This window comes from Legionella beliardensis (genome assembly GCF_900452395.1).
Lineage (GTDB): Bacteria > Pseudomonadota > Gammaproteobacteria > Legionellales > Legionellaceae > Legionella_C > Legionella_C beliardensis.
Genome location: NZ_UGNV01000001.1, coordinates 3,098,838 through 3,110,934, shown reverse-complemented (window position 1 = coordinate 3,110,934; position 12,097 = coordinate 3,098,838). Strand labels below are relative to the sequence as shown.

The following is a 12,097-nucleotide window of genomic DNA, read 5'->3' as shown; positions in this document are numbered from 1 at the left end:
TAGTATTGAAACTTAACCTATTATGCAAATAAGTTTTAGCGAAATAAATTACGAATGTTATCGGGTAAAGCAACCGATTTATTAAGTTTATAATCAACCCAAACAATTTTACTGATGCCTTGCGCCATTAAAGTTTCTTCTTGGAATAAGTCATGATCAATAATAAAACTAGAATGGCCAACACTATGAACACTGCTAGTAATAGTCAACGTTGCTGGGTAAACAACAGGCTTAAGGAAGGTGCAGGCTACATGAATAACGACAGGGCCAGTTGGTTGCTGTAGATCAAAATTTAAGCTTGCTAACCATTCGATGCGTGCTTCTTGAAAGTAATCAAAGTAACGAGCATTATTGACATGACCTAAGGCGTCCATATCGCCCCAAGCGATAGCAAAGGTTTTTTGATGAATTGTAATTTTTTGTTGCGTCATGATAAGTCCTGTGGGTCAACGTCAATATTCCAACGTATATCTTGTGATTGTTTGGTTATTTTTATCCACTCGCGCATGGCCGTCAATATAGTATGCAACTGCTTACGAGACGCTGCTTTTATTAATAGCTGCATGCGAAATAAATTGGCTTTGCGCGCCAAAGGTGCAGGCGCTGGCCCCAGAACTTGGATAGCCTGGTTATTTAAATAGTTTTTAATGGTTTTTAAAAAATGCTCAATACGTTGATGTTGCTTATGTTGGGCGCGAATAACCGCTAGGTAATGGTAAGGTGGTAAAGCCGCTTGTTTACGCGTGGTTAATAAGAATTTGGCAAATTCATTATAACCTTTTTGAATTAGTAAATTTAATAAGGGATGCTGTGGTATATGCGTTTGAATAATAACCTGCCCTGGTTGCTCTGCGCGCCCAGCACGCCCAGCAACTTGAGTAAGCAACTGACCGAGTTGCTCGATAGCACGAAAATCTTGATTATAAAATCCCCAGTCTGCATCCACCACAACAACGAGCGTTAACTTCGGAAAATGATGGCCTTTTGCTAACATTTGCGTACCAATAAGCAATTGTGCCTGCTCATTATTAATTAATTCAATGCGCGCCTGCAGCTCATGTTTTTTGCGGACTTCATCCCTATCAATACGCAAGCTATTAATATCAGGAAATTTGTTGGCAAGATACTCATAAAGCCGCTGTGTGCCTGTGCCAATTGGAATTAATTCAGGGTTTTCGCATTGTTTACACCGTGCAGGAATAGGTTGCGTTAAACCACAGTGATGACAAATAAGGCGATGTCGATGTAATGTTAGATGGCTATCACAAGCGCGGCAATCAACCATCCATCCACAGGCATGACACAGTAAAATAGGTGCAAAACCACGACGATTAATAAATACCAACACCTGATTTTGCTTGCTTAAATGCTCTGCGATTATGGTTAATGTTTTATCAGCTAAACCGTGGTGCATGGTACTCGCGCGTAAATCAACTAATTGGTAGTGCAACGGGTTATTAGTAAGTGCTTTGTGGTTAAGTTGGAGCAAAGTGTATTTTTGCTGGTTGCAATTATGTAGGCTTTCTAAGCTTGGGGTCGCTGAGCCTAAAATAATAGGTATATTGGCTTGATAAGCACGCATTAAGGCTGTATCACGGGCAGAGTAGCGGACATTATCCATTTGCTTTAAGGAACTATCATGTTCTTCATCAATGACAATGAGTCCTAGTTTGGGCATAGGCGTAAAAACTGCGGCTCGCGTACCAATAACCAATTGCGCTAGGTTATGGCTTGCTGCATACCAGGCAGTCAGTCGTTCAGTTTCATTAAGACTTGAATGAAGCGTCACAATATCTTTATCAAACCGTGCGCTAAACCGTTTTAATAATTGCGGCGTTAAGCCAATTTCTGGCACTAAAATGAGTACTTGGCACCCACGAGCAAGCACTTCAGCAATCACTTGTAAATAGACTTCTGTTTTACCACTGCCTGTTATACCTTGTAAAAGAAAACAGCGATAATTGTCTAGACTTTGCTTAATCGTGCTAACCGCGATAGCTTGTTCATCATTGAGAGATAAAGGTGCTGTTTTTAAGCATTTAAGTGCAGGCAGAGCTAGTTTTTTAGAGCTTCGAATAATATTTAATTCAATGAGCTTAGCAAATTGCGTTTTCTTAAACCCCGCTTGTATTAATTCATTGCTATTAATGGCTTGTTGTTGCTCGTTTAAGAAATCAATTAAGGCATGTAGTTTGTGCGCTTTTTTGCTTATTAAAGCATGGGCTTCATTGATTGCTATCGCGAGTTCAAAAAAGTCAATTAAAGGCAGTTCGGTCGAATAGCCTTGACGTAATTTTTTAGGCACCGCTAAAGGTAAGACTTCAGATAGGGGAGATTGATAATAAGTGCTAATCCATTGACACAAAGCCAACGTGTCCTGGGTTAAGAGTGGCTGCTTATCAATGAGTTCGTCAATGGTCTTAAGCGGGATATCTAACTGTGAGCAAGTTACTATGCCAACCACGAATCCTAAGCGTCGTTGTTGGCGGAAGGGAACCCAAACTCTGGCACCAACACCCGGGGAGTGCTCGCCAGCCAAGTAATCAAAATAATCATGATTGGTATGAGGTATACATACTTGGAATAGGGTAATCACAAGTCGTTCCTTTTATTTATTTTTGTCGAGACCACTCATGGCTTGCTGACTGACCAGGTGCAGAAAAGACTTTAACCACCACTTTTTCTATACGATGCCTAACTAATTCTTCACGATCTTTAATCAATTCACTGACAAACCAGCGAGATAATTCTTCAACAGTGATATTAGTTAAAGGCAATAAAGTCACATCTTCTTTCAAAAAAGGTATTTTTTTATGATTAAACGTAAAATAATAATAGGTTTCGTCTTCACTCATCGTTAAAAACGGCGAGTATTGCGGCATTAAAAAAGTCTGATTTAAAAAACGACATAACGTATGGATACGCTCTTTATAATAACGATAATCAAACGTCATGCCATTTTCTTCTACCCAGGTAGTAAGGGCCAGATAAACAGCATACATATGCCCGTGTAGCGGCTCGCGCTCGGTCGCAGAAAAAATGGTAGTATGGCCTGCAGAAAACTTCATTGATTCTTTTTGCAGCTCAACAGTTGTTAAATATTTAGTCATTTATAAGCTTGCTCGTTTATCTTGTAGTTGAAAACCGGTTAAAAACACATCCAAATTCTTAGTTAATCCCATGACTTTAAATAACTCACCCATTTCATTAGGTAAGGTTAATTTTTTGACAGCTTGAGTTGCTTGCATATATGCTCGTTCATCTTTTATTCCCTCAAGTAAACCTAACAAATCATTGGCAAGCAAAAAAGCAGCTTGATTAGTATAACCTGCAACATGCAACTTGGCAGCAACGGCTGCCTCTGCAACCTGAGTAAAGTCAACATGGGCTGTAATGTCTTGTTCGCCTAGATTAGTGAGAAAATTAGTGTGTGCTTGGTGTTTATAATGACACATTAATGTTCCATGGCAACGATCAGGATGATAGTATTCATGCCTAGGAAAACCATAATCAATTAAAATAATAGCACCTTGGTCAAGCATGGCTGCAACCTGTTTTATCCAACCTTCAATAAATAAATTGACTTCCGACTGATAGGGCACGGGTAAGGTAGGTAAGATTTTATCTAAATAGGCCAGTAGACGCGGATTGACGACAGATTTAAATGTTTCACTTAATTCGTTCGTCTGCTCATTAACACTAATATAGCTTTCTAAAAGTCCTTCATCAGTTTTTAAAAAGCGGTGCACAGGCATAGCATCTAATACTTCATTAGCAATAACAACACCATTAAAAGATTTTTCTGGCCAGCGATCAAGCCAGTGTACTAAGTGAGCAAGATGGCTGATTTCTTCATTAATTAAGGCTTGTTGCCTCACCTGTAACGAGCTACTTACTTCTAAAATATGATAGCCTGTTGGCAAGCAGCCTAGTTGCTCCAAGCGTTTAAGCAAATCAACACATAAGCGACCAGAACCTGCCCCAAATTCGAAAAGAATAGGCTCGGATAATAAAGGAAGGAGCTGTTGACATTGATTAGCTAAGGCTTGCCCGTATAGCGGCGTTAATTCTGGCGCGGTAATAAAATCACCTTCAGCACCAAATTTTTCTAGTCCAGCACTATAATAACCAGCGCCAGGATGATATAAGGCGAATTGCATAAAATCAGCAAATGGAATTTCTTTCTGCTGTCGTAAATACTTATAAAGTAAGCTCGATAAATTCATTGTTAGTGTGTGTAATTAAAACGAGGAAACATACCTTGATTCATGATAACAAACAAGCCAATAATCGGGTTGCTTTAGTAACAGGTGCAGCTAGGCGGATTGGGGCTGCCATTGTTCAGCAACTGCATCAAATTGGCTTTAAGGTAGCTATTCATTGTCATCATTCTATCATAGAAGCACAACTTTTAGTCAAATTCTTAAATGATATTAGGTCAGACAGTGCTTGTATTTTACAAGCGGATTTAAGCCAGCCAAATGAATATCAGGATTTAATTAAACACGTTATACAATGGAGCGGAAAATTAGACTTATTAATTAATAATGCGTCAATATTTAAGCGCACCTCTATGAATGCTACTGATTTGGATGATTGGCAAGCACTATTTGCTGTTAATGTACAAGCGCCATTTTTATTAAGCCTTGCTGCCTACCCGCATTTAACACTACAGCAAGGTAGCATTATAAATATTACCGATATCCATGCGGATAAACCGCTACGGGGTTACTCTGTGTACTGCCAAACAAAGGCTGCTTTAGTGATGCAAACTAAATCGCTAGCCAAAGAATTTGCCCCTACAGTACGGGTTAATGCAATAGCACCAGGCGCTATCATTTGGCCAGAAAAAGAAAATACCTTAAATCTTAAAGTACGAGAAGACATTGTTGCCAACACCTTATTAAAACGCCATGGCGATCCAAGCTATATCGCTCAAGCGGTCATTGCTTTAGCAGATAATCCGTTTATTACCGGACAAATATTAAATGTTGACGGCGGTAGAAGTATTAATTAATGAGTTGGTCTATTGTAGGGTAGGAGCAGAGATTTGCTCTAAAAGTACTAAGATTACTGATTTATGCGCAAGCTAACTAGGACGACCAACTTTTACAAGTTAGAGTAATAGTCGCCATGCTTAAAAATAGGCTGTGTATAATAAAAGGAGTTAAAGTGATAACTATATTCTTACGCTTACTTTTTGTTAATTTATTATCTTTAAACTTATATGCTCAAAATCTCATCATTGGTGCTTCTTATTTTAACCCCCCTATGGAAGCCCAAGCAACAAAAGATGGTGTATTTACAGGATTTGAAATTGATCTTCTTAATGAAGTTTGCCGTCGAATTAAAGCCAATTGTATTTATAAGGGCATGACATTTAAAGAAATAATGGATGCTGTTTTATTAGGAAAAATTAATTTAGGTATAGATGGTTTTTTTATTACAAAAGAAAGATTAAATTCTTATTTATTTAGCTTACCTTATTTACAAACTCAAGCCCAGTTATTTACAGCGACTGATTCGAATATTAATAATACAAATATAAATACAGGTAAGAAAATTGGTATAGAAGCGGGTACAGTATTTAAGTCTATTTTAATGAGTATGTATGATAATATATCTATCATTGAATATGCTAACCAACAAGATATGTTACAGGATTTAGTTGATCATAAACTTGATTTGATTATGTTTGATTTTATTGGAGCATCGTATTGGGTGAACAATAGTCAAGGTAAGTTTAAATTTGTTGGTAATGCTATTGCATTTGGTCTAGGTTATGGAATTATGGCTAATCTTAATGAAGAAGTGCTCATTTCTCAAATTAACGATGCATTACAAGCTATGGAAAATGATGGTACTTACTTAGCTATATACTCGCGTTATTTTTAGTTAATCGCCATCTGTTCAATTAATCGCTATTGTGATGATAGACCTATGCCATAGGGCTAATAATTTCTATATTAAAATCAACAGCAAATTTAAATTGCTTCAATATTTATTTTAGCTAATAATGATTAGTTGCTAGCCAGTTAAACGAAACAAAATTAGTTAGGCAATTATTGCTTAAGCGTGTTTCATGTAAAGGAACTACTCATGAATTATATTAGCAAAGGATTTGTGTTAAGCATTATAATTAGCGCGGCATCACCAGCATTTTCATCCATTGGTCATTTGCCTTTAGATAGCCTACAAAGCAAGGAATCTAATCATTACGTGGTAACCCTCAGTGGAGGACCTGCTTGGTCTAATAATAGACATACTCAAATTATTAATTTGGAGCCTGATTTAGTAAAAGCCTATGTTGGTCGTAAAAAGACTTCAACATTAGGTAATGGTGAATTTTTTATAGGCGTACAACGTGCTTTAAATTTTAGATTTGATGGGCAGCTGGGTATTGCATTTTCTGCAAGCTCTGATGTTAGATTAAAGGGTGATGTATGGGATGATGCCGATCCAGAGTTTAACAACTTTAAGTACAAATATAGTATATATAATACTCGTGCTGCCGTAAAAACAAAGTTGTTATTAACAGATATCTCATTTTTTCAGCCTTATCTAAGCGGTAGCATTGGTATTAGTTATAATCATGCAAGAAGTTTTTCTTTAACTCCTAAAATTAGTACTCAACTTACTCCACCTGGGTTTAACTCTCATCGTGAACCTTCTTTTGCTTATACGTTAGGCACAGGCGTGCAAAAGGTTATTGATACTAATTGGCGAGTTGGCCTTGGTTATGAGTTTGCCGATTGGGGAAGAGGTAAATTAAGCCCTACTTTAGAGCAAACAGTTGGAACAGGCTTACAAGTTAATAATATCTATATTCATCAATTACAATTTTCATTAAGTTATATTGCCTAAGGACAGGATTCATGAAGAATTTTATTCAGAAGTTTATTATCTTAATCGCAGCGTTACCCCTAGCTATGCATAGTATATTTTTGCACGCTGGCTCTAAACCAACTTTTAGGATAACTCCTAGTACCCCTACAACTTTGCAAGCACCATTAGATTTTACATTCAGAGTTAATTATCAAGTAACTAATAATACCAAAATAACTCGAACGCTAACTATGGTGCCTATTGAGGGCGTAAAACAAAACGTAGAAGCAGGAAATTGTTCTAAGCCTTTTACACTTGCTGCAGGACAATCATGCACTTTATCCCTACAGATTAATGGCAGTAATTTACGTCCGAGCGGTATCCATGGTGGTCCTGTTATTTGTAAAACGGCTGGTGCGGGTAATAATGCGCCTGACCCTTTTCTCTGCTCGCGGCCACTTAATAAAAATCTACTTCACATAACGCCCTTAAATGCGGCAGCGTCTGGGGTTTTTTTGTATTTTGGTGGTATTTTTCATACTTTACCACAAGTAAATATCAAGCCTTATCTGTTTAATTTACAACGATATGCAGCAACTTTCCCCTTAAATTCGACGCTTCCACTACAAACAGGTTTAGTTAGCGATAGAGGTGATTTTATAATTCTTGGCGGCACAGTTGTAACGGATGTCAATAAAATTAACAGACTTCTTAGTAATTCAATTAGAATTCCATTTAGCTCAACTGATTCATCTGTTTCAAACGATATTGCTAACTTGTTAGCGTACCAAACAGCCAATCATCAAATTATCTTTATTGATAAAAACCTTCGCTATGCAGTTGTAGGTGGACAAACTATTGCTTTAATACCCGATTTTCAAAGTACTTTTAGTGTTTATAGCATGAATTTGCCCAGCACTAGTTATGGTAGCCTTGGTCAATTTCCTGCGAACTTTTCTTATGACCTCTTAGGGTCGCTAGGCTCATTCGTACAAGGGACCGCAACCAAAACAGCTTATGTTTTTGTTGAACCTAACTGCCCTATTTGTCACGAATTTTACCAAAATATAAAACCATATATAGATAGTAACCAAATTACTATCTACTGGATTTTGACTCATTTTATAAGCGATAGTTCACAAGGCAAGGCATGGGCAATTTTAGATGGCCGTGTCCCAGTTGGTTCTGGTTATCCACCTACTGCACTTGGCGCCTGGATGTATAATGAAGATAATTTTAACGTAAATGCGCCCGAAAATATTGGCGGTGGCGGCATACCTGCAATTACTAATCCTTCACCATCCGCTGTACAAGCCCTTAATATAAATGAACAATTTTATTTGCGTTATACCGGCATTATTGGTGTGCCAACCATAGTTTATAAAGATAATGCTGATAAAACTCAGGTTCTTGTAGGTACGCCTAGTGACTATAATGCGCTTATTAATGACATTAGAGGATAATAATCTTTGTTGGCTGAAACAATGGGTGAATATGTCATTCATTGTAAATCAATACTTAGTCAGTAAGTTAAGGATAACGTATGCGACTCGTTCAACCGGTTTGGCTCATTACCTCTATTACAATTAGTATGACGTGGTCTATGACAATGAGTTTTGCAGCAGAAGTAAATTGGCCTGTACCTATTGCTACGCCCTCTCCGTTAGCTACTGCTGCGGCTAACCTAAACACTGCAATGACAACTTATATTGCAGATCCTACACCTGCTAATGCGCAAGCGTTAGCACAAGCGCAAGCCACTTATAACCAGGCCATTGTTGCTGCGCGCACGGATAATCCCACTGCCACCTTGACCGTGAGTGGTGGTAATCAAGACACCATTAATGGTAATAACAGCAGCGCTAATTCTTTTACTCTTAATGATCAGGCTGCCTTCATTCATGCCACTGGTGACAACACAAGCTTGACAATTTTAAATCATGTTGGGAATAGTGGCAGCGCTATTTTGCTAAGTAGTGGAGCAATACTTGATATTAATGCAGAAACAGGTGCACAAGTTATATTTACTAATAATACAGGGGGTGAAGGCGGCGTAATTTATAGCGATAACAGCACACTTAGCCTTAGTAATACAACCTTTGTGAATAATACGGCTGAATTTAGTGGCGGAGCGATTTATAGTAATAACAGTACCCTTATCCTTAATAGTTCTATTTTTATTAATAATGCAGCTGCTGCAGGTGGAGCACTTTTTAGCGCAAATAGCACAATTAGCATTAATGATTCCACCTTTGCTAATAATACAGCTGAATTCAATGGCGGAGTGATTTTTAGCGGGGACAGTGCGCTTGGCCTTTTTAATTCCACTTTTAGTAATAATACAGCCAGTGAAGGCGGAGTACTTTACAGCGCAAATAACACAACTACTGTTAATAATTCCACCTTTGCTAATAATACAGCTAATACCGGCGGAGCAATTTATAATTTGTTTGGCGTACTTAACCTTAATAATTCAACCCTAAGCAATAATATAGCCAATGAGAGAGGCGGAGCAATTTTTAATGATGGGGGTGAATTAAATCTCATTAATTCAACCTTAAACAATAATATAACTAATGGCGCTGGTGGTGCAATTTACAACGGTTTCGGGAGCACACTTAGCCTCACTAATTCGACATTTGCTGGTAATATAGCCAATGAGAGGGGCGGGGCAATTTTTAATGATAGTGCTGCAATATCATTATTAGTAACAGCAAATAATAACGCTTTATTTACTGGAAACATTGTTAATGAGCGAGCTTCATCTATTAATTTTACTGTAGGTGATGGCATTCTCAGCTCCCTTGATATATTCATTGAAGCAGGTGGCGTGCTCGACATGCGTGACCCAATGGACAGTACGGATAATGCAGGTGAGATTGCTATTAGCCAAACTGGTCAAGGGACCTGGCGTCTAGGCGGCGCAAATACCTTTACTTCTGCTGATAATACGGGAAGTACAAATTTCACTGTGAACGAAGGGCAGTTGTATTTATACGCAGACGGCGAGGTTGCTAATGGTAATGCGATTGATCCGTCTGCCTTAGTCACTGCAGGTCGTATTAGCCTTTTAGGGAGTGAGTCAAGTTTTACTTTAGGCACAGGTGCTACCTTAGTTGCTAGTGGCGACAATGCCATAAGTACGGAAGGCAGCATTGTCTTACAAGAGGGCAGCCTCATTCGCGGTGGCAATAGCACTGACCGAGGCGAGCCTGTGGGTGGTATTACCTCAGTCTTACGTTTAAGTGCGGCTAATGATATTACCTTAGCCGGTAAAGTTGCCTTAGCCGCCTTATCAGCAGATGACCAATTTACACTAAGAGGTAATTTGACCGGCAGTGGTGGCCTAAATAAAACAGGTGCTGGGCTTGTCATTTTGGATGGCCTAAACCGTTATAAAGGGGGGACTACGGTGACAGCCGGTATCCTTCGCGCAGGCAGTGCCACAGCGTTCGCTGTGAATACCGCTTATCAGGTTAATGGAGGTACGCTTGACTTAAATGGCTTTGACTTAACCATGTCCTTACTGTCTGGCACGGGTGGTGAGGTAGCTCTTGGCACAGCCGCCTTAACTGTCAATCAACGAAGTAATACAACCTTTGCGGGTGAATTAGTAGGCCAAGGTAATGTTACCAAACAAGGGCAGGGTAGACTCATTCTCACGGGCCAGTCAGCCAATTATACGGGCACCACGCGGGTTAATTCAGGTGAGCTTAGGGTCAATGGCTTATTAGGGGGTGATTTAAGGGTCAGTGCTGCAGGTCGGTTAAGTGGTTCTGGCACCGTCGGTAACACGACAGTCGCAGGTACGATTGCGCCAGGTAATTCGATTGGCACCTTAACCGTTGCAGGTAATTACGTACAAACCGCAGGCTCTGTTTATGACGTTGAGATTAATCCTGCTGGGGCGTCGGATTTAATCAATATCAGTGGGCGTGCCACGTTACAGCCAGGCGCTGGGGTATCGGTGCTAAAAACAGCAGGACTGTATACGCCAGGCACCCGTTACACGATTTTGGCTGCCGAAAATGGTGTCGTTGGCACCTACAGCAACCTGTCGCAAAACTTACCGTTTCTCGAGTTGCTGTTAAATTATGATACGAACCATGTTTATTTAGACATCGCGCGCAATGACCGGCCGTTTAATTCGTTTGCAGTCACACCCAATCAAGCGGAAACCGCCATGGGCGTTGAAAGTTTAGGTGGCGGCAATCGGTTATACGATGCGTTTGTTAATTTAGATAACCCACAAACCATTCAAACGGCTTTAAACGATTTAAGCGGTGAAATCTATGCGTCCACCTTAAGTGCTTTAATGGAAGAAAGCCGCTATGTTCGTGATGCCATGCGTTCGCGTCTAGACAGCAATGACACATTAGCCGAAGCCAAAACACCCAGCGGCCTTGCTTTCTGGGCGCACGGTTTTGGGGCCGCAGGACAATTAGAGGGCAATGGCAATGCCGCCAAACTTGACCGCTCAACCCAAGGCTTTTTTATTGGCGCTGACCAAGCATTTGGCGGGACGGGTCGCTTTGGCGTAGTAGGTGGGTACAGTCAGTCGACTTTTGATGTCGATAGCCGTCATTCTTATAGTGAAAGTGATAACGCACATTTGGGAGCTTATGGCCGCTTGGCGTTTAATCACCTGGTGGCCAGTGCGGGCGCGGCTTACAGCTGGCATACGTTAAGCACGCATCGCACGATTGCCTTCCCAGGTTTTACCAACCTGTTAAACAGCACCGGTGACGCACACACCGCACAAGTAGTTGGTGAATTAGGCTATGAATTAGCCGTTAATTACTTAGACATGAAGCCACTTGTCAATGTGGCTTATGTGGATGTGAAGGCCGACAACTTAACAGAGCAAGGCGGCGATGCCCGCTTACGTGCGCACAAAGCCAGTCAAAGCGTATTGCTCTCAACCCTGGGTGTACAAGAGAAAGGGTTACTTTATCAGACTGACATGTATGCGCTTAATCACCATGTATTCTTAGGTTGGCGCCATGCCTATGATAACTTAACGCCTAAGGCCACCTTTAATTTTGCCGCAGGCAGCGTGCCATTCTTCATTGGTGGCGTACCTATCGCGCAAAATGCGCTTTTAATTGATGCAGGCCTCAATGTGGCAAGGCTCAGCAATAACCTGCATTTATCGGTCTCTTATATTGGCCAATATAGCAATCAGGTCACTGATAATGGGGTGGCCGCACGCCTGACTTGGCAATTTGCTTAATCACTTAATGTTGCGCCAAGGCTGATAGAAAGGCTATGG

9 protein-coding genes are annotated in these 12,097 nt (G+C 40.1%); 5 read left to right on the top strand and 4 right to left on the bottom strand.

Annotated elements, in window-relative coordinates; genetic code table 11:
* Positions 1–35: 35 nt before the first annotated feature.
* Genes DYE47_RS13750 through DYE47_RS13735 form a run of 4 tightly spaced genes read right to left on the bottom strand, consistent with a single transcriptional unit; the run spans position 36 to position 4,226 of the window.
* A complete protein-coding gene (locus tag DYE47_RS13750; RefSeq protein WP_115303911.1) occupies positions 36–431 on the bottom strand; it encodes an acyl-CoA thioesterase in 396 nt (131 codons plus the stop codon).
* Complete coding sequence (locus DYE47_RS13745; protein ID WP_115303910.1) at positions 428–2,596, bottom strand: primosomal protein N'; 2,169 nt, start codon at positions 2,594–2,596, stop codon at positions 428–430. The genes DYE47_RS13750 and DYE47_RS13745 overlap by 4 nt, the downstream gene beginning before the upstream one ends.
* Before the next feature lie 16 nt (positions 2,597–2,612).
* Positions 2,613–3,110, bottom strand: a complete 498-nt coding sequence (locus tag DYE47_RS13740) for a 6-pyruvoyl trahydropterin synthase family protein (RefSeq protein WP_115303909.1) — start codon at positions 3,108–3,110, stop codon at positions 2,613–2,615.
* Positions 3,111–4,226, bottom strand: coding sequence for a class I SAM-dependent methyltransferase (locus tag DYE47_RS13735; protein ID WP_115303908.1), 1,116 nt, complete (start codon positions 4,224–4,226; stop codon positions 3,111–3,113).
* 38 nt (positions 4,227–4,264) lie between these two features.
* Between DYE47_RS13735 and DYE47_RS13730 the strand changes: the two genes are divergently transcribed.
* The 5 genes from DYE47_RS13730 to DYE47_RS13710 all read left to right on the top strand — a co-directional run bounded on the left by DYE47_RS13730 (position 4,265) and on the right by DYE47_RS13710 (position 12,058).
* Entirely contained in the window at positions 4,265–5,017 is a 753-nt protein-coding gene (locus tag DYE47_RS13730) for a pteridine reductase (protein ID WP_242604213.1), read from the top strand.
* Positions 5,018–5,172: 155 nt separating this feature from the next.
* Positions 5,173–5,895 (top strand): transporter substrate-binding domain-containing protein, encoded by a 723-nt coding sequence (locus DYE47_RS13725; RefSeq protein ID WP_242604207.1) that lies wholly within the window; start codon positions 5,173–5,175, stop codon positions 5,893–5,895.
* A 204-nt stretch (positions 5,896–6,099) separates the two neighbouring features.
* Positions 6,100–6,864, top strand: coding sequence for an outer membrane protein (locus tag DYE47_RS13720; RefSeq protein ID WP_115303905.1), 765 nt, complete (start codon positions 6,100–6,102; stop codon positions 6,862–6,864).
* Positions 6,865–6,875: 11 nt separating this feature from the next.
* Positions 6,876–8,288: a thioredoxin fold domain-containing protein gene (locus tag DYE47_RS13715; RefSeq protein WP_115303904.1), complete on the top strand. Its 1,413-nt coding sequence runs from the start codon at positions 6,876–6,878 to the stop codon at positions 8,286–8,288.
* A gap of 80 nt (positions 8,289–8,368) precedes the next feature.
* The gene (locus tag DYE47_RS13710; RefSeq protein ID WP_115303903.1) at positions 8,369–12,058 is read left to right on the top strand and encodes an autotransporter domain-containing protein; all 3,690 of its coding nucleotides are present in this window, start codon (positions 8,369–8,371) and stop codon (positions 12,056–12,058) included.
* Positions 12,059–12,097: the final 39 nt, after the last annotated feature.